We start from the raw sequence: 17831 nt of genomic DNA, 5'->3' as shown, positions 1-17831 counted from the left end.
CTCCTTTTCAGTCGGCCTGGATACGGGGGTCGAGCCAGGCTTGCAGCAGGTCCACGGCGATGTTGATCACCACGACCAGCATCGATGACAGCAGCAGGATGCCCAGCAGCAGGTTGTAGTCGCGGGACATCACCGCCTCCAGGGTGAGGCGGCCCAGGCCCGGCCAGCCGAACAGGGTTTCGGTGACGGCCGCGCCACCGAGCAGGGCGGCAAAATGCAGCCCGGCCAGGGTCGATACGGGCAGCAGGGCATTGCGCAGCACGTGCCGCGACACTACTCGCCAGGGCGCGAGCCCCTTGGCGCGAGCGGTGCGCACATAGTCCTGGCGTTGCACTTCAAGCATCGCGGCGCGGGTCAGGCGGGCATACAGGGCGATATAAAACGTGGCCAGGGCCAGTACGGGCAGCACGGCGTGTTGCAGCCGGTCGAGCAGCCAGGCCGGGCCATTGAGGTTCAGGCCCAGGGTCTGGAAACCGTTGCTGGGCAGCCAGCCCAGTTTGACCGAGAACAGCAGCACCGCCATGAGGCCGATCCAGAATCCCGGGGTGGAGTAGAGCAACAACACCGCCAGTGACAACACGCGGTCAGGCCAGCGCCCGACCCAGGTCGCCATGACGGTTCCGGCAGCAATCCCGATGGCCAGTGCCAGCCCCAGTGCGCCGACCATCAGCAGCAGGGTGTTGGGCAGTCGGTCCAGCACCAGTTGGCTGACCGGCAGGTTGAAGCGTGGCGACAGGCCCAGGTCCAGATGGGCCAGTTGGCCGAGGTAGCGCTGCAGTTGGTCCACCAGGCTCAAGTCCAGGCCGAAATGGCTGCGCCACTGGATCAGCGTCTCGGCGCTGGCGCCCCCGGATTCACCGGCCAGCACGTCTACCGCGTCGCCGGGGATCAGCCGCAGCAGCAGAAAATTAAGTACCAGGATGCCGATCACGGTGGGGATGGCTTGCCACAAGGTGCGCCTCGACAGGCGCCACATTCTGCGCCGTTCAAGCATGCTCGCCCCCTGCGGCGGCCAGGCTGATATTGGCCAGGCTGCTGTCCAGGCCGTTGGCATCGTCTTCGAAGCCGCTGACCCGCGTGTTGTAGACCGAGACCTGTTGCTGCATCACCAGGGTGATGGAGGGCACTTCTTCGATCACGATTTTCTGGAATGCCTTGAACAGATCGCCGCGTTTTTGCTCGTCGGTCTCCACAGCGGCGCTTTCCAGCAGGCGGTCCACCTCGGGGTTGTTGTAGTGGGTGCCGTTTGAGAAGGGCACACCCTTGCGGAAGTTCTTCGACCAGTACAGGCGTTGAACACCGACGGTGGGGTCGTACAGGGTGCCCATGCCGACCACCGCGAAATCAAAGTCGCGGTCGGTGTAGATCCGCTTGATGTAGGTGGGGAAGTCCTGGGCGCGCAGCTTCACTTCGATGCCAATGCGCGCCAGTGCACTGCGCACATAGGTGGCGGTGCGGCTGTAGCTGTCGCCGTAGGGCAGCGGGTCGAGGGTCAGGCTGAAACGCCAGGGGCCTTTTTTCTCAAGCCCCGCCTTGTCCAGCAGCGCGTTGGCGGCCTCTGTGTCGAAGGGGTACGGGTTGGGGCCTTCGTAGACGTAGTTGGCGAAGCTTTTGGGAATGGGCGAATAGCTGGCTTCGGCGTAGCCGTAGTACACCACTTTGCGGATGACTTCGCGGTCCAGGGCATGGGCAATCGCCTGGCGGACTTCGAGGCGTGACAGCAGCGGGTGGTCAAGGTTGAACTCAAGAATGGTCGGGGTAATGGTGTAGCGGTAGCCCCGGGTTGTGGCCTTCAATCGGCCGGATTTGGTCAGGCGGTCAAGCTCGCTGAGGGGCACCGGGCTTTGCCCGCCGGCATCCAGAGTGCCGTTTTCGAACGCGGCCATGCGGGCGGCGCCGTCCGGGATGACTTTGAGGATCAGGGTGTCGACCACGGTTGCCGCCGGATCCCAGTACTGCGGGTTGCGTTCGTATTCGATAAAGCTGCCACGTTCCCAGCGCTTGAAGCGGAAAGGGCCGGTGCCCACCGGGGCATTGTTGTGCAGGTTGCTCAATGGGTCGCCCGAGGCATACAGGTGCTTGGGCACGATGGGCGTTTCACCTCCGGCAAAGCCGCGAATCAGGTACGGCGCAGGCTTGCTCAAGTGGACGATGGCGGTGTGGTCGTCGGGGGTGTCGACGCGCTCAAGGTTGGCGAAGGTGCTGGAGCCTCGGGGGTGGAAGCGCTTGATCAGGTCCAGGGAGAAGGCCACGTCAGCCGAGGTGAAGGGCTCGCCGTCATGCCACTTGACCCCTTCGCGCAGGGTGAAGCGGTAGCTCAGGCCATCGGGTGCAGCCTCCCAGGCGGTCGCCAGTGCAGGGCGGGCGTTGAGGTTTTCGTCATAGGTGAGCAAGCCCTCCAGCACCTTGCTGCTGGCCGTGACACTGGTGCCCGCCGTGGTGTTGAACGAACTCAGCGACGGTGGTTCGGGGTTGATCAACAGGTTGAACACCCGCCGCCCGCTGACGGCTTCGCCCGTCGCGTCGGCCAGGGCTGAGGGCAGGAACGGAATGCTGGCGCCGAGTGCGGACAGGGCAGACAGGCCAACAACAAATTGACGACGGGTAAAGGGCATGGCGGTCATCCTGGGGTGGGTTAGCGGCGTAAGCCAGCCTGGCGCAAAAGCGGCAAAACGCGCTCGCCAAACTGTTCAAGGTCGGGGGCGAAATCGAAGAAACTCAGTTGCAGGCCGTCGATACCGGCCTCTTTCAGGCGGATGATGTCGCGCACCACGGTCTCGGGGCTGCCGACCAGCTGGATATTGCCGCCCACGTAACGCTCGGCCGGTTGGTGGCCGCGCCAGGCATGGGCATCGCTGGCTTCGCGGGCATGACCCTCCAGCGCACCGGGGTCGCCTGCGGCGGTGATGGCGGCGTGGACTTCCCAGGCTTCGGCATCGCTGTCGCGGCAAATCACCAGCGGGTTGATCAGGGTCCGTACCTGACGGCCATAGCCGTGGGCGGCGTGTTTGATCCGCTGCAAATGCTCGGGCAGCTTGTCCAGCGCGCTTTCGATTTCGGCACTGCCGGGGCTGGTGGTGAACACGATGTCGGAGTGGCGGGCGGCGAAGTCGATACCTGCGGGTGAGCCGGTGGCGTTGACCAGTACCGGGCGGCCAAAGGACGGTTTGACGCTGACATAGGCCTCTTCAAGTTTGTAATGATCGCCGCTGAAATCGACGTTTTCCTGGCTGTGCCACAGCTCCTGCACCACGCGGATAAATTCGTCGGCCTGGCGGTAACGCTGATCATGCTCGATGGGCGCCTGCCCAAAGCGCCTGTGCTCGCGGTGGCGATGGCCAGTGACCAGGTTCAGGCCCCAGCGGCCTTTGCTGATGTGATCCAGGGTGGCGCCGAACTTGGCCAGATGCAGCGGATGCCAGGGGCCGTAGAGCACGTGCAGGGTGGAAATCAGCAAGATCCGCTCTGTCACCGACGCCAGTGCTGCCTGGGTGATGAAGGCATCCAGGGACTCGTCGTGGTAGCGGATATCGCCACCGTAGCCGCCCTTGCCCAGCCATTCGGCCAGGGCGAACACCAGATCGAAGCCCAGCGCTTCGGCGCGCAGGGTCAACTGGCGGTTGTAGTCGAAGGTCCAGGTGGTGCTGCGAGGCAGCGCCGATGGGCTCCAGCCGCCCGATTGCACAGGCAGGAACAGGCCCAGAAACAGCGGTTGCTCGAAGGCGCGGGACAGCGGGCTTTCAGGGAAATCCAGTGGGGATAGCTGACGTGACAAGGCGAAGGCTCCAGGCAGTGGGTAGGCAAAAGCGGGCTATTCCTGCACTTGCGCAGGGCTGGTCACCAGATAGGCGACGGCTTCGCTGTCTCTCGGGTTGTGGCAGGTGTGGGGCTGTTCGGTGCTGAACAGGATTGAGTCGCCAGTGTTCAGGACGATGAGTTCGTCATTGAGGGTCAGCTCCAAAGTGCCTTGGGCGACCACTAGGTTTTTTTGCCCGCTGTGGGGGTTGCCGGGCAGGGTTTGCCTGGCCTGGGGGCTCAGGCGCAACTCATGGAACGCCACCGTCGGTTCACCGTGCTCGGGAGGCAAGGCGCGGCGGATAACGGTGCCGGGGTCGAGAAATTCGGCGATCGACACCTGAAGCGCGGCTGCCACCTTGCACAGCACTTTGACCGAGGGAAAACTGCTGCCGGCTTCTATCTGCGCGATCATCGCCCGCCTCACGCCGCTGGCATGGGCCAGCCCTTCCAGGGTCAGCTGGCGCTTGTCGCGAAGGCGCCGCAGGTTGAGGCTGATACGTTTGGCGATAGGGTCGTCGCCCTGTTGATCGCGCTCGGGCAGGCTGAAGGGAACACTGCCGCTGCTGTCGAGAAAACCGGTTGGGATATTCATGGGCGCGAACCTGCAGCGGGAGTGAGTGCAGGTGAATAGTCAGGGCCATGGGGGCGACGGCTCATGATGATTCCTTTTCATGCGGTCCGAAAAGTCATGAGATTACCGAGGGTTTTTTAGATCCATAAATAATTAATTCAGCCGTTTAAATGCCATTTATGTATAAGCGAAATCTTGGCAAAACGGCTCTATGGTTATGCTTCGTTGGGCGTTGACCGCTTCAGCCCCGCTGACTACTGTTTGCGCCACTTGATTTCACGATCACCACGCAGGGAGTCATCATGAGCGACATTCAGTACCGCAACCTGGGCCGCAACGGTGTGAAGGTTTCGCCCATCACCCTGGGCACCATGATGTTCGGCGGGCAGACCCCGGACGACGTCGCCCGGCGTATCACCGACCGCGCGTTTGAGCAGGGCATCAACTCCATCGACACCGCCAACGGCTACAACGGGGGGGCTTCGGAAGAGGTGGTCGGTCGCTTGATCGGCGAGCGCCGCCAGCAATGGGTGCTGGCGACCAAGTTCGTCAATCCCGACCCGGGCGGTAGCGGGCCGAACAACAGTGGCGCCTCGCGCCAGAACGTCATCGCCTCGGCCGAAGCCAGCCTCAAGCGCCTGAACACCGACTATATCGACCTGTTTTACCTGCACCGCGAAGACCATGACACGCCGGTGGACGAGACGCTTCGAGCCCTTGATGACCTGATCCGGGCGGGCAAGATTCGCGGTTACGGGCTGTCCAACCATCGAGGCTGGAAGCTGGCCGAATTCAGCCGCAGCGCTGACCTGCTGGGCATCCAGCGGCCGAGCGTGAGCCAGCCGCTGTACAACCTGGCCAACCGCCAGATCGAAGTCGAGCACCTGCCTGCGGCCGAGCATTACGGCATTGGCGTGATCTCTTACAGCCCGTTGGCCCGTGGCGTGCTGACGGGCAAATACGACCCTGATCAGGCACCGGGCCAGGACACTCGCGCCGGGCGTAACGACCCGCGCCTGCAGCAGACCGAGTGGCGCCCCGAGTCTCTGAATTTGGCCCAGCGCATACGTGAATACGCCGAGGGGCAAGGCATCACCGCAGGGCAGTTCGCCCTTTCATGGGTGCTGAACAACGCCCTGATCACCTCGGCCATTGCCGGTCCGCGTACCGAACAGCAATGGGAAGACTACGTACCGGCGCTGAACTACAGGTTCACTGCGCAGGACGAAGCGTTTATCAATGATCTGGTGGTGACGGGGCACTCATCGACACCGGGCTACAACGACCCGAGCCATCCATTCTTTGGGCGCCGGTCGCGGGTGTAAATGAGCGACCGCGTCGCCTGCATCGCAGGCAAGCCAGCTCCCACAGGTTCTGTGTTGAACACAAATGTTGGTGTGTCTGTGGGATACCTGGCAAGCCAGCTCCTACAGGTTCTGTGTTGAACACAAATGCTGGAGTTTCTGTGGGAGCGGGCTTGCTCGCGATGGAATCACCGCGAGTTACCTGGCAGACGGGGTCGTCAGGATCAGAAGTTGGCCGGTGTGTTGGCGCTGATGATCTCTGCCTCATCCGCGCCAATATTGCGAAAACGGTGGGGCAGGGTGGTCGGGAAGTAATAGCCGTCCCCGGCATTCAATATGCTGATTTGCCCGTCCACGGTGAGTTCTACCGTGCCGCGGGCAACCAGCCCGCACTCTTCCCCTTCGGCGTGCACGATCGGCTCTTCCCCGGAGCTTGCACCCGGCGCGTATTGCTCGCGCAATAACCGCATTTGCCGACCCGGCACCGAAGCGCCTATCAGCAGCAACCGCAAGCCATCACGCCCCAGGTCCGGCTGTTCATTGGCGCGGAAGACGTATTGGTGTTCGCGGGGAGGCTGGTCGAAGGTGAAAAAGTCGGCCAGAGACATGGGGATGCCTTCCAGCAACTTTTTAAGGGAGCTGACAGAAGGACTGACGCGATTCTGTTCGATCAGGGAAATGGTGGCATTGGTGACGCCGCTACGCCGGGCCAGCTCGCGCTGGGACATTTTGTAGCTTTCGCGTACTAATTTGAGTCGTGAGCCCGTGTCCATGACAGCCTTATGTGAGAACTACTTAAGGGTGATGGGGGAGATGGCGGTCGACGGATGCTGCAAATCGCACCGTACCCCTGTCCCAGAAACGTGAAAGGCGACTATTAAATCACGTTTGTTCGTGTTGCTCAGCAGGTTCGGTAAATAGCGCAGGCCAACCCTGATTGCCGGAGTGGGAGCGGGCAAGCCCGCTCCCACAGGGGCGCAGCTAGATCCCGAAACGGTCGCGCATTGCGTAGTACGCAGCGCCCATGGCAGTCAGCGGGACCTGGAAGGTCCGGCCACCGAGCATGGGCATGTGCGGCAACGAAGCAAACGCATCGAAACGCTCGGCGTCACCGCGGATCATTTCAGAAATCAGTTTGCCCGCCAGGTGCGAGCAGGTGACGCCGTGACCGCTGTAGCCTTGCATGTAGTAGGCGTTTTTCTCGATACGCCCGAATTGCGGCATGCGTGACATGGTCAGCAGGAAGTTGCCGGTCCAGCGGTAATCGATTTTCACGTCCTTCAATTGCGGGAAGGTCTTGAGGATTTTCGGCTTGATCAGTTGCTCGATGTCGTCCGGCTCGCGGGCACCGTAGACCACACCGCCGCCGTACAACAGGCGGTTGTCGGCCGTCAGGCGGTAGTAGTCGAGCAGGTAGTTGCAGTCTTCAACACAGTAGTTGTGGGTGATCAGGCTACGGGCGACGTTTTCCGCCAGCGGCTCTGTCACGACAATTTGCGAACCGCAGGGCATGCTTTTGCTGGTCACGCGACTGTCCAGGTTCTGCGGCAGGTAGGCGTTGCCCGCGATCAGCAGGTACTTGGCCCGAACCACCCCTTTGGCGGTGCGCACGGTGATCGGCTCGCCGTAGGTGATTTCCACTGCAGCCGACTGCTCGAAGATCTTGCCGCCCAGGCCGATGATTGCCGACGCTTCGCCGAGTGCCAGGTTCAGCGGGTGGATGTGTCCGCCCTGCATGTCCAGCAGGCCGCCCACGTAGTTGTCGCAACCCACTTCACGCTTGATGTCGTGTGCATCGAGCAGTGTCAGGTTTTGGTTGCCGTAGCGTTCCCAGCTGTTTTTTTGCTCGGTCAGGCCTTTGAGCTGCTTTTTGTTCAGCGCCGCAAAGATCCCGCCGGGACGGTAATCACACTGGATGTCGTAGTGCTGGATGCGCTGACGGATGATGTCGGCGCCTTCAAAAATCATGCTGCCAAGCACTTCGGCAGTCTTGTCACCGTAGCGCGCTTCGATGACGTCCACGTCGCGGCTGTAGGAGTTGACCAGTTGACCGCCGTTGCGACCGCTGGCCCCGAAGCCGACTTTGGCGGCTTCGAGCACGGTGACGCTGTAGCCTGCTTCGGCGAGGAACAGGGCTGAAGACAGGCCGGTGTAGCCCGCGCCGATCACGCAGACATCGCATTCCACCCGCTCTTCAAGCGTCGGGAAGTCGCCCGTGTGGTTGCGGGTCGCGGCGTAGTAGCTGTTGATGTGTGTCTGTTTCATAAGTTTCTCCGATGGCTGTCGACACGTGCTGGCGACAGCCGTCGCAAAGGTGTCAGAGCTTGATCCAGGTGGCCTTGAGCTCGGTGTATTTGTCGAACGCATGCAGGGATTTGTCCCGACCGTTACCCGACTGCTTGAACCCGCCAAACGGCGCAGTCATGTCGCCGCCGTCGTACTGGTTGACCCATACGCTGCCGGCGCGCAAACCGCGAGCAAAGGTGTGGGCCTTGCTCAGGTTGCTGGTCCATACGCCTGCGGCCAGGCCGTAGATGCAGTCATTGGCTATCGCCAGCGCTTCTTGCTCGGTGTCGAAGGTGATCAGCGACAGCACAGAACCGAAGATTTCTTCCCGGGCGATGGTCATGGCGTTGGTCACACCGTCGAAGATGGCCGGTTCCACGTACAGGCCCCCGGTGTCTTCGAGGGTGCGATTGCCGCCTGTGAGCAGGCGTGCGCCCTGGTCCTTGCCGATCTGGATGTAACGCAGGACCGCTTCCATTTGGCGCTGATCGACGACGGCACCCACGGTGGTTGCCGGGTCCAGGGCATGGCCCGGTTTCCAGGCTTGCAATGCCTGAACCAGCAGGGGAATGAACTGCTCGCGAATCGAGCGTTCCACCAGCAGGCGCGAACCTGCGGTGCAGACTTCGCCCTGGTTAAAGGCAATGGCGCTGGCGGCTGCTTGCGCGGCGGCGGGCAAATCCGGCGCGTCGGCAAACACCACGTTAGGGCTCTTGCCGCCCGCCTCGAGCCACACCCGCTTCATGTTGCTCTGGCCCGCGTAGATCAGGAGTTGCTTGGCAATGGCTGTCGAGCCGGTGAAGGCCAGGACGTCGACGTCCATGTGCAACGCAAGCGCTTTGCCGACGGTGTGCCCGAAGCCCGGCAGGACGTTGAACACCCCTTTCGGAATACCGGCGTCCAGTGCCAGTTGCGCGATGCGGATCGCCGTCAGTGGCGATTTCTCCGAAGGCTTGAGGATGAACGAGTTGCCTGCCGCCAAGGCCGGGGCGAACTTCCAGCTGGCCATGATCAGCGGGAAATTCCACGGCACGATGGCCGCCACAACACCAGCAGGTTCACGGGTGATGAGGCCCAGTTGATCGTGGGGGGTGGGCGCGACTTCGTCGTAGATTTTGTCGATGGCTTCGGCGTTCCAGCGAATCGCGTTGGCGGTCGCCGGGATATCGATGGTCATGGAGTCGCTGATGGGCTTGCCCATGTCCAGGGTTTCCAGCAGCGCCAGTTCTTCCTGGTTTGCCAGAATCAAATCGGAAAAACGAATCAGGATGCGCTTGCGCTCAGCCGGGGCGAGCCTGGCCCAGACGCCGGATTCAAACGCCTTGCGAGCAACGATCACCGCCGCATTGGCGTCGGCTTCGTCGGTGCTGGCGACGTTCGCCAGAAAGCGACCGTCCACCGGGCTCATGCATTCGAAGGTTTCGCCGCTGAGTGCCGGACGGTATTGACCATCAATGAATGCCCGGCCTTCTAGTGTCAAAGACTGAAAGCGTTGCTCCCAGTCACTGCGAGTGTTTGCCATTGGAGTGACTCGATGCAGGGGAAAATGGGTCGCCGGACGTGCAGGCAACCCATTGACGAGTGGAGAAAACACAGGCGCCGGGGAGGGGGCTTGCCCGCGAAAGCGGTGTGTCAGGCGACATCCATGCTGGATGTGCCGACGACATCGCGGGCAGGCCCGAGTCCCACAGCGGATTGGTCCATCACACGGTGTGCAAGTACCAGTTGTACTCAAGGTCCGAGATGGAGTTCTCGAACTCGGCGAGTTCGCTTTCCTTGCAGGCGACGAATACGTCGATGTACAGCGGGTCGATGTACTTGGCCATGACTTCGCTGTCGTCCAGTTCGCGCAAAGCGTCACGCAGGTTGTTCGGCAGGCTCTGTTCGTTTTGCTCGTAGCTGTTGCCTTCTACCGGTGGGCCTGGCTCGATTTCGTTGGTCAGGCCGTGGTGAATACCGGCCAGTACAGAGGCCATCAACAGATACGGGTTGGCATCGGCGCCGGCGACGCGGTGTTCGATGCGCACGGAATCGGCAGAACCGGTTGGCACACGCACTGCCACGGTGCGGTTATCGATGCCCCAGCTTGGCGAGTTCGGTACATAGAACTGTGCACCGAAGCGGCGGTATGAGTTGACGTTCGGGCAAAGGAAGGCCATCTGCGCGGGCAGGGTCTCCAGCACACCGCCGATCGCGTGACGCAATGGGGCGTTCTGCTCGGGATCCTCGCTGGCAAAGATGTTGTTGCCTTCTTTGTCGAGAATCGAAATGTGCACGTGCAGCCCATTGCCCGCCTGGCCCGGATACGGCTTGGCCATGAAGGTGGTGTCCATCTCATGGTCGTAGGCGATGTTTTTCACCAGACGCTTGAGCAGTACCGCGTAGTCGCAGGCCTTGATGGGGTCGGACACGTGATGCAGGTTGACTTCGAACTGGGCCGGGGCACTTTCCTTGACGATGGCGTCAGCCGGAATGCCTTGCTCTTTAGCGCCTTCAAGAATGTCTTGCAGGCAGTCAACGTACTCGTCCAGGTCGTCGATCAAATACACCTGGGTCGACATTGGACGCTTGCCTGACACCGGCGACCGTGGCGATTGCGGGCGGCCGTTCACGTTGTCCTGGTCGATCAGGTAGAACTCGAGTTCAAAGGCTGCACAAATCGTCAGGCCCATGTCATCGAATTTGGAGACGACCTGACGCAGCACTTCCCGTGGGTCAGCGAAGAACGGCTGGCCTTCCAGTTCGTGCATGGTCATTAACAGTTGTGCCGTCGGACGTTTCTGCCACGGCTCGATGCACAGGGTGTTGGGGATGGGGTAGCAGATCCGGTCCGAGTCACCGATATCCAGACCCAGGCCGGTGCTTTCCACCGTAGAGCCGTTGATATCGAGTGCAAATAAGGAGGCGGGCAGGTTGATGCCTTTCTCGTAAACCTTGTGAAGACTGGTGCGCTCGATGCGCTTGCCGCGCACCACGCCGTTCATATCCGCAATGAGAAGGTCGACGTACAAAACCTCAGGATATTTCTTAAGGAATGCGTTCGCTTCATTGAGCTGAACTGCGCGCAGGGGAACCGACATGATGCACCTATTATGTTAATTATTATGTTCACTGCCCTTTCACGAGCTCAGTCAATCCGAAAGGTTTAGTGAAGTCAATAGCGAACACCCTGTCTTAAATCGTTATTTTTTAGGTCGAATGAGGGCTTTTTGGTCTCTGATAAGCCATTTCGAGCCTGAGAAGGCTGATGATTTGCCTTGAAGTGTTTTAGATTTTTTACATTGGAGTTGTTAATTAAAATCAACAAGACTAAGCTCCGGAAAAGCTCGTTCAAGTGTGAAACTTCGAGGTGATAAAAATGGCACTCAAGCCATTGATCGGCGTTACTGCATGCGTCAAACAGATTGGCCTGCACCCTTACCACGTCAGCGGCGACAAGTACTTGCGTGCTGTCAGCGTCGCGTCTCTGGGGTTGCCGGTGATCATTCCTTCCCTGGGGCAACTGACCGAAACAGATGAGCTGCTCGCCCATCTGGATGGTGTGTTGTTCACGGGTTCGCCTTCGAATGTGGAGCCATTCCACTATCAAGGTGCCCCCAGCACGCCGGGCACGGATCACGATCCGGCGCGTGACGCCACGACCCTTCCTCTGTTGCGTGCGGCCATTGCTGCGGGCGTTCCGGTGCTCGGCATTTGCCGAGGTTTCCAGGAAATGAACGTGGCATTCGGTGGCAGCCTGCACCAGAAGGTCCACGAGCTCCCCGGCTTTCTCGATCATCGCGAAGCGGATCACCCGGACCTGGCCGTGCAGTACGCACCGGCTCATGACGTCGAGGTGCAGCCGGGTGGTGTCTTCGACGCGCTGGGCTTGCCTCGCACGTTCCAGGTCAATTCGATTCACAGCCAGGGCATTGATCGCCTGGCCCCCGGCCTGCGTGCCGAAGCCGTTGCACCGGACGGTCTGATCGAGGCGGTTTCTGTCGAGTTCAGCCAGGCTTTTGCCGTGGGTGTGCAATGGCATCCGGAATGGCAGGTTCAGAACAACCCTGTCTACTTGAGTATTTTCCAGGCGTTTGGCGATGCATGCCGGCAACGAGCATCTCTTCGTGATTCACGCTGACTGACGGTTTTCATCTTCGCTTATGGATTGGGCTGTCTGCGTAAGCAGGTGGGCGTTTCTTTGCGTGTCAGTCCCTCACGGCAACACACCGCGATAACAACAAGTACAACCAGGCAACCGCAAATGCGGCGCCGAATGAGCCCGTTCGCTGCGGGTTATCCACTACTAAGTCGGGCCGCGTTGGCCTGGCGACTGAAACCTGTTGGGAGTTTCATATGGCAAACGCCTCCAGTACCTATAGGAAGGCTCTTGAAGGTCACCAGGCACCGAAGAAAGTGTTGGTAAAAGTCGACCGTGTCACCAAGAAGTTCGACGAAACCATCGCTGTTGACGATGTGTCCCTGGAGATCCATCAAGGCGAAATCTTCGCCCTGCTCGGAGGCTCCGGCTCCGGAAAGTCGACCCTCCTGCGCATGCTGGCAGGCTTCGAGCGCCCAACAGAGGGCCGTATTTTCCTCGACGGTGTAGACATCACTGACATGCCGCCCTACGAGCGGCCGATCAATATGATGTTTCAGTCATACGCGCTGTTCCCGCACATGACGGTGGCGCAGAACATCGCCTTTGGCTTGAAGCAGGACCGTTTGTCCGCCAGTGACATTGAGGCCCGCGTTGAGGAAATGCTGCGACTGGTGCACATGACCCAGTACGCCAAACGCAAGCCGCACCAATTGTCCGGTGGTCAGCGTCAGCGCGTGGCCCTGGCCCGTTCGCTGGCCAAGCGCCCGAAACTGCTGCTGCTCGATGAGCCGATGGGCGCGCTGGACAAAAAACTGCGCTCGCAGATGCAATTGGAACTGGTGGAGATCATCGAGCGGGTTGGCGTGACCTGTGTGATGGTGACCCATGACCAGGAAGAAGCCATGACCATGGCTGAGCGTATCGCCATCATGCACCTGGGCTGGATTGCTCAAATCGGTAGCCCGGTCGACATCTATGAAGCGCCTGTCAGCCGGATGGTGTGCGAGTTCATCGGCAACGTGAACTCCTTTGACGGTTCGGTCATTGATGACGAGGAGGGCTACGCGATCATCCACAGCCCGGAACTGGATCAAAAGATCTACGTGGGCCACGGCGTGACGACGTCCCTGCAGGACAAATCGATTACCTACGCCATCCGCCCGGAAAAAATGCTGGTCAGCACCCTCAAGCCCGAGTCGGCCTACAACTGGTCCCACGGCAAGGTGCATGACATCGCTTACCTGGGTGGTCACTCGGTGTTTTATGTGGAACTGCCCGGGGGCAAGATCGTCCAGTCGTTCATGGCCAACGCCGAACGCCGTGGCGCGCGCCCTACCTGGGACGACGCGGTCTACGTGTGGTGGGAAGACGACAGCGGCGTGGTACTGCGCTCATGAACATGCGAAAACTCAAGCGCCGACTGCAACGAATAACCCCCGGTGGCCGTCAGTTGGTCATCGGGATTCCATTCCTGTGGCTGTTTTTGTTCTTCATGCTGCCGTTCTTCATCGTTCTGAAGATCAGCTTTGCCGAAGCCGACGTCGCCATTCCGCCCTACACCGAGATCTACGGTTACGTTGACCAGAAAATTCAGCTGCTGCTGAACCTGAGCAACTATTCCATGCTGGGTGACGACGAGTTGTACATCGCCGCCTACCTGGGCTCGCTGAAGATGGCCTTTTTCAGCACCTTGTTGTGCCTGCTGATTGGTTATCCGATGGCCTATGCCATCGCCAATGCGCGCAAAGAGATGCAGACCGTGCTGGTGCTGCTGATCATGATGCCGACCTGGACCGCGATTCTGATCCGGGTGTATGCCTGGATGGGCATCCTCAGCAACAACGGCCTGCTCAATGGTTTCCTGATGTCGATGGGCTGGATCAGCGAACCTTTGCAGATCCTCAACACCAACATCGCGGTGTACATCGGCATTGTGTATTCGTATCTGCCGTTCATGATCCTGCCGCTGTACGCCAACCTTGTGAAACACGACACCAGCCTGCTGGAAGCCGCGTCTGACCTGGGTTCGAGCACGTTCAACAGCTTCTGGAAAATCACGGTCCCGTTGTCGAAAAACGGCATCATCGCCGGCTGCATGCTGGTGTTTATCCCGGTGGTGGGCGAGTTCGTGATTCCGGAACTGCTCGGGGGGCCGGAAACCCTGATGATCGGTAAAGTGTTGTGGCAGGAATTCTTCAACAACCGTGACTGGCCCGTAGCGTCCGCGCTGGCTGTCGTCATGCTGGCGATCCTGATCGTGCCCATCATTCTGTTCAACCGCAGCCAGGCTAAAGAGCTGGAGGGCAAGATATGAATCGCATCCGTTTTTCTAGTTTTATGTTGGTCGCGGGGTTGGTGTTCATCTACCTGCCGATGCTGATCCTGGTGATCTACTCGTTCAACGCCTCCAAGCTGGTCACGGTATGGGGCGGCTGGTCGCTGAAGTGGTACGCGGGGTTGCTGGACAACACGCAACTGATGGGCTCGGTGATGCGCTCGCTGGAGATTGCCTGTTACACGGCGATTGCAGCCGTCGCGCTGGGCACCCTGGCGGCGTTCGTACTGACCCGAATCTCGCACTTCAAGGGCCGTACGCTGTTTGGCGGCCTGGTAACGGCGCCGCTGGTGATGCCTGAGGTGATCACGGGTCTGTCGCTGTTGCTGCTGTTCGTGGCCATGGCGCAGATGATCGGCTGGCCGCAAGAGCGTGGCCTGGTCACTATCTGGATCGCCCACACCACATTCTGTTCGGCCTATGTGGCGGTGGTGGTGTCGTCACGTCTGCGCGAGCTGGACATGTCGATCGAAGAGGCGGCGATGGACCTGGGTGCCAAGCCGTGGAAGGTGTTCTTTCTGATCACCATCCCGATGATCGCGCCGTCACTGGCTGCCGGGGGCATGATGTCTTTTGCCCTGTCGCTGGACGATCTGGTACTGGCCAGCTTCGTGTCGGGGCCGGGTTCCACGACCTTGCCGATGGAAGTGTTCTCGGCGGTGCGCCTGGGGGTCAAACCCGAGATCAACGCCGTGGCCAGCCTGATCCTGCTGGCGGTGTCGCTGATGACCTTCATGGTGTGGTTCTTCGGCCGTCGTGCTGAAGAGCATCGTAAAAAGGCTATCCAGCAAGCCATCGATGAGTCGGCGGCAGAGTCCTGGAAGCAGCCTGACGTGCGTGGCGGGCAGTCGACAAGCGCGGCTTGAGCTCACGTCATAAACAACCTCGGCCCTTGTGAAAGGGCCGAGGTTTTTTTTATGGGTATTAGCTTTGGCCGTGACCGGTTCAAGGCAGTCCTTTCGGAAAATACCGGCTGGGTGCCGCGCCCAGTACTCTGCGAAACACACTGGTAAAGGCGCTCGGGCTGCTATAGCCCAGGTCAGTCGCCACTCGCGTAATGGCTTCGCCGTTACCCAGGCGCACCACGGCTGCCAACAGGCATGCTTGCTGGCGCCATTCGACAAAGCTGATTCCGGTTTGCTGGCGAAATAGCCGGGTGAAGGTGCGGCGGCTCATGCCGACCTGGCGGGCCATCTCATCAATCCCGATATCCAGTGACGGTTGTTCCAGCAACGTACGACAGGCCTGTGCCAGCCTTGGCTCACCCGGCAACGGTGCATTGAGTGACAGGGGCGGCATGCCGGCTATTTCGTGAAGCAGCAACCCCATCACAAGACCCTCCCGACGGGTCTCGTCATACAGCGCCGGGATATCCACGGCCTGGATCAGCAACTGGTGGAGCAGGGGCGAGATACCGAAGACCTGGCACTGTGCGGGCAGGCCAAGCCGGCTGCAGGCGGGGCTGCGGATATAAGTGTTCAGCATGGTCACCGGCCCGGCCATGCTCATTTCGTGAGGCACCCCCGCTGGAACCCAGATAGCCCTTTGCGGGGGTACGACCCAATTGCCCTGGTCGGTAAATACGGTGATGACACCGCTGGCGGCATAGGCAAATTGCCCGCGACGATGGGTGTGCAGCGCAAAGTGCTGGCCGTCTGCATAGTTATTGGCCGTGACCACTGCGTCACGGGGGATGTTCTCGTAGGTATCGATGTCAGTTTCGCGCATGGCCCGAATTTAATGATCTATGACCTGATAGTGCAAGCGGGCCTTGGTAGCAAGTGTTCATAGTGACGCCTCGGTTGGTGCGCACGCTCGCCAGCCCTGCCTACTGGAAGCAGAACGCTATGCAAAAGAAACACGTGGCCCTGGCCGTCATGGTGACGGCCGTCTGGGGGTTTAATTTTCCCATTACCAAATTGGGTCTGGCTGCCATTGATCCGTTGTTGCTGACTGCGCTCAGATTTACCCTCGCGGCGTTGCCGTGGGTGTTTTTTATCAAGCGTCCCCCGATAGCCCTGCAGTGGCTGGCGGCTTATGGACTGATTTTTGGTGTTGCGATGTGGGCGCTGATTAACCTGGGCATCGAATTGGGAGTCCCGCCCGGAACTGCAGCCCTGTTGGTTCAGTTCAGTGCTTTTTTCACCCTGGGCTGGGGGGTGTTGCTGTTTCGCGAGCATCTGAGCCTGGGTCAGATGCTGGGGGTAGGGCTTGCGGTGCTGGGTCTGGTCAGCATTATTCTCGCCAGTCCCGGCCACGGCACGACCGTGGGTTATGGCTTGTTGCTGATCAGTGCATTCAGCTGGAGTGTGGGCAACGTCATCATCAAGCAGTCCAGGGTCCGGGAGATGTTCGCCTTTGTGGTCTGGGCCAGCGTGTTCCCGCCGATTCCCTTGTTGCTGCTCACCTGGCTGGCCCACGGATCTGCGCCGTTTACCGCATTGGTCGAACACGTTGAGTGGGTAGCGGTGTTCTCGCTTTTGTTTCAGGTCTACGCAGCGACGCATTTCTGCTACTGGGGCTGGAATTTATTGCTGCGCGAATACCCGGTGTCCAAGGTGGCGCCGCTGTCCTTGCTGATTCCGGTATTCGGGGTCGCAGGGTCGGTGCTGATGCTTGGACACTCGGTGGATGTCAGTGAGGGGGTATCGATTGTGCTGATTTTGTCGGCGCTTGCGGTGGGGTTTGTAAAAGGGCCTGGGCTTAGTCCGAGATGTCAGTTACCGGGATGGCCTGGTCGTCATAAGGCTGCGCGGCGCTTTTCTTCTCACGACGATCGTTGATCCATTTGCCGACCTGTGCCGGGAACTCGGCGGGGGATTTTCGGCCGACCTTTCGGGCAAGATCAAGAATGGTTTGTTGGGCCAGGGCCTCTTCCATGCGCTTTTGTGCCGTCATCATCGCCGCGTGAACCGAACAGTGGCCGTCCAGCGCCCAGGCAGGCGGCGAGCCTTCGAAGAGTGCGCAGCGGCCACGAATTTCCCGGCAATCGAAAATAAGCTTCTGGCCGTCGATAGCGTTGACGATATCGAGAATGCTGATTTCGTCAGCAGGCCTGGCCAGCTTGAATCCGCCGCGCACGCCTTCGGTGGCCACGACCAGTCTGGACTTGGCCAGCTTGGTGAAAATCTTTGCCAGGTAGTCCTGAGGTACGCCTTGCAACTCTGCAAGATCACGCACGCTTGCCTCACGGCTTTCGCCGCCATCGCCTACCAAAAAAAGCAGGCAGTGAATGCCGTACTCAACGCCCGCGCTGTAAAGAGACATCAATATCTCCGACTGAATTAGTCGCATATTTTAGCAGCGATCAGTCAGGCGAGCAACGCTCCTTGGGCGTTGCGGCAGGGTCATGGGCAAAAAATAAAGATTGCTCTACATAACTACGACTAATATAGTCGCCGTTATTGAGGTTCGGTGGTGATCGTCATTCGGGGTTGCTTTGCTCGGGCTTCTCAT

At 60.0% G+C, this 17831-nt stretch carries 16 protein-coding genes; 6 read left to right on the top strand and 10 right to left on the bottom strand.

All coding sequences use genetic code 11. The annotated features are described in order from the left end of the window. Window positions 1-7 precede the first annotated feature (7 nt). From AC19YQ_RS11630 to AC19YQ_RS11615, 4 genes are read right to left on the bottom strand one after another with little or no spacing between them, the layout of a single operon-like run. Window positions 8-994: an ABC transporter permease gene (locus tag AC19YQ_RS11630; protein WP_133078864.1), complete on the bottom strand. Its 987-nt coding sequence runs from the start codon at window positions 992-994 to the stop codon at window positions 8-10. Then, window positions 987-2615 (bottom strand): ABC transporter substrate-binding protein, encoded by a 1629-nt coding sequence (locus AC19YQ_RS11625; RefSeq protein ID WP_133078865.1) that lies wholly within the window; start codon window positions 2613-2615, stop codon window positions 987-989. The genes AC19YQ_RS11630 and AC19YQ_RS11625 overlap by 8 nt, the downstream gene beginning before the upstream one ends. A gap of 20 nt (window positions 2616-2635) precedes the next feature. After that, entirely contained in the window at window positions 2636-3775 is a 1140-nt protein-coding gene (locus AC19YQ_RS11620) for an LLM class flavin-dependent oxidoreductase (RefSeq protein WP_326427401.1), read from the bottom strand. A gap of 36 nt (window positions 3776-3811) precedes the next feature. Further along, complete coding sequence (locus AC19YQ_RS11615) at window positions 3812-4390, bottom strand: helix-turn-helix domain-containing protein (protein ID WP_500595168.1); 579 nt, start codon at window positions 4388-4390, stop codon at window positions 3812-3814. 281 nt (window positions 4391-4671) lie between these two features. Here AC19YQ_RS11615 and AC19YQ_RS11610 point away from each other — a divergent pair, with 281 nt between their 5' ends. After that, a complete protein-coding gene (locus tag AC19YQ_RS11610; protein ID WP_219262400.1) occupies window positions 4672-5694 on the top strand; it encodes an aldo/keto reductase in 1023 nt (340 codons plus the stop codon). A gap of 203 nt (window positions 5695-5897) precedes the next feature. Here the strand turns inward: AC19YQ_RS11610 and AC19YQ_RS11605 are convergent, their stop codons facing one another. From AC19YQ_RS11605 to AC19YQ_RS11590, 4 genes are all read right to left on the bottom strand, one after another. Then, a complete protein-coding gene (locus AC19YQ_RS11605) occupies window positions 5898-6446 on the bottom strand; it encodes a cupin domain-containing protein (protein WP_046810696.1) in 549 nt (182 codons plus the stop codon). A 208-nt stretch (window positions 6447-6654) separates the two neighbouring features. Then, window positions 6655-7938 (bottom strand): NAD(P)/FAD-dependent oxidoreductase, encoded by a 1284-nt coding sequence (locus AC19YQ_RS11600; protein ID WP_500595167.1) that lies wholly within the window; start codon window positions 7936-7938, stop codon window positions 6655-6657. A 52-nt stretch (window positions 7939-7990) separates the two neighbouring features. Then, window positions 7991-9481, bottom strand: coding sequence for an aldehyde dehydrogenase (locus tag AC19YQ_RS11595; RefSeq protein ID WP_219262402.1), 1491 nt, complete (start codon window positions 9479-9481; stop codon window positions 7991-7993). A gap of 181 nt (window positions 9482-9662) precedes the next feature. Continuing rightward, entirely contained in the window at window positions 9663-11039 is a 1377-nt protein-coding gene (locus AC19YQ_RS11590) for a glutamine synthetase family protein (protein ID WP_019827394.1), read from the bottom strand. A gap of 278 nt (window positions 11040-11317) precedes the next feature. Here AC19YQ_RS11590 and AC19YQ_RS11585 point away from each other — a divergent pair, with 278 nt between their 5' ends. The 4 genes from AC19YQ_RS11585 to AC19YQ_RS11570 all read left to right on the top strand — a co-directional run bounded on the left by AC19YQ_RS11585 (window position 11318) and on the right by AC19YQ_RS11570 (window position 15241). Further along, a complete protein-coding gene (locus AC19YQ_RS11585) occupies window positions 11318-12079 on the top strand; it encodes a gamma-glutamyl-gamma-aminobutyrate hydrolase family protein (RefSeq protein WP_133078327.1) in 762 nt (253 codons plus the stop codon). A 215-nt stretch (window positions 12080-12294) separates the two neighbouring features. Next, window positions 12295-13437 carry an ABC transporter ATP-binding protein gene (locus AC19YQ_RS11580; RefSeq protein ID WP_133078326.1) on the top strand — a complete coding sequence of 381 codons (1143 nt, stop codon included), beginning with the start codon at window positions 12295-12297 and terminating at the stop codon, window positions 13435-13437. Continuing rightward, entirely contained in the window at window positions 13434-14354 is a 921-nt protein-coding gene (locus tag AC19YQ_RS11575; protein WP_133078325.1) for an ABC transporter permease subunit, read from the top strand. The genes AC19YQ_RS11580 and AC19YQ_RS11575 overlap by 4 nt, the downstream gene beginning before the upstream one ends. After that, window positions 14351-15241, top strand: a complete 891-nt coding sequence (locus AC19YQ_RS11570; RefSeq protein WP_133078324.1) for an ABC transporter permease subunit — start codon at window positions 14351-14353, stop codon at window positions 15239-15241. The genes AC19YQ_RS11575 and AC19YQ_RS11570 overlap by 4 nt, the downstream gene beginning before the upstream one ends. 79 nt (window positions 15242-15320) lie before the next feature. Here AC19YQ_RS11570 and AC19YQ_RS11565 read toward each other — a convergent pair whose 3' ends face one another. Further along, complete coding sequence (locus tag AC19YQ_RS11565; protein WP_500595166.1) at window positions 15321-16103, bottom strand: AraC family ligand binding domain-containing protein; 783 nt, start codon at window positions 16101-16103, stop codon at window positions 15321-15323. 119 nt (window positions 16104-16222) lie between these two features. Between AC19YQ_RS11565 and AC19YQ_RS11560 the strand changes: the two genes are divergently transcribed. Beyond that, entirely contained in the window at window positions 16223-17158 is a 936-nt protein-coding gene (locus tag AC19YQ_RS11560) for an EamA family transporter (RefSeq protein ID WP_500595165.1), read from the top strand. Here AC19YQ_RS11560 and AC19YQ_RS11555 read toward each other — a convergent pair. Beyond that, window positions 17079-17642, bottom strand: coding sequence for an RrF2 family transcriptional regulator (locus tag AC19YQ_RS11555; protein ID WP_500595164.1), 564 nt, complete (start codon window positions 17640-17642; stop codon window positions 17079-17081). The two genes, AC19YQ_RS11560 and AC19YQ_RS11555, sit on opposite strands and share 80 nt — an antisense overlap. Window positions 17643-17831 lie beyond the last annotated feature (189 nt).

The organism is Pseudomonas sp. MF06569 (assembly GCF_059862735.1).
This window is presented reverse-complemented; position numbering and strand designations above follow the sequence as displayed.

Coding starts and splice junctions, on each gene's coding strand:
- AC19YQ_RS11630 (WP_133078864.1), bottom strand. CDS start 994: ATGCTTGAACGGCGCAGAATGTGGCGCCTGTCGAGGCGCACCTTGTGG.
- AC19YQ_RS11625 (WP_133078865.1), bottom strand. CDS start 2,615: ATGCCCTTTACCCGTCGTCAATTTGTTGTTGGCCTGTCTGCCCTGTCC.
- AC19YQ_RS11615 (WP_500595168.1), bottom strand. CDS start 4,390: ATGAATATCCCAACCGGTTTTCTCGACAGCAGCGGCAGTGTTCCCTTC.
- AC19YQ_RS11610 (WP_219262400.1), top strand. CDS start 4,672: ATGAGCGACATTCAGTACCGCAACCTGGGCCGCAACGGTGTGAAGGTT.
- AC19YQ_RS11605 (WP_046810696.1), bottom strand. CDS start 6,446: ATGGACACGGGCTCACGACTCAAATTAGTACGCGAAAGCTACAAAATG.
- AC19YQ_RS11600 (WP_500595167.1), bottom strand. CDS start 7,938: ATGAAACAGACACACATCAACAGCTACTACGCCGCGACCCGCAACCAC.
- AC19YQ_RS11595 (WP_219262402.1), bottom strand. CDS start 9,481: ATGGCAAACACTCGCAGTGACTGGGAGCAACGCTTTCAGTCTTTGACA.
- AC19YQ_RS11590 (WP_019827394.1), bottom strand. CDS start 11,039: ATGTCGGTTCCCCTGCGCGCAGTTCAGCTCAATGAAGCGAACGCATTC.
- AC19YQ_RS11585 (WP_133078327.1), top strand. CDS start 11,318: ATGGCACTCAAGCCATTGATCGGCGTTACTGCATGCGTCAAACAGATT.
- AC19YQ_RS11580 (WP_133078326.1), top strand. CDS start 12,295: ATGGCAAACGCCTCCAGTACCTATAGGAAGGCTCTTGAAGGTCACCAG.
- AC19YQ_RS11575 (WP_133078325.1), top strand. CDS start 13,434: ATGAACATGCGAAAACTCAAGCGCCGACTGCAACGAATAACCCCCGGT.
- AC19YQ_RS11570 (WP_133078324.1), top strand. CDS start 14,351: ATGAATCGCATCCGTTTTTCTAGTTTTATGTTGGTCGCGGGGTTGGTG.
- AC19YQ_RS11565 (WP_500595166.1), bottom strand. CDS start 16,103: ATGCGCGAAACTGACATCGATACCTACGAGAACATCCCCCGTGACGCA.
- AC19YQ_RS11560 (WP_500595165.1), top strand. CDS start 16,223: ATGCAAAAGAAACACGTGGCCCTGGCCGTCATGGTGACGGCCGTCTGG.
- AC19YQ_RS11555 (WP_500595164.1), bottom strand. CDS start 17,642: ATGTCTCTTTACAGCGCGGGCGTTGAGTACGGCATTCACTGCCTGCTT.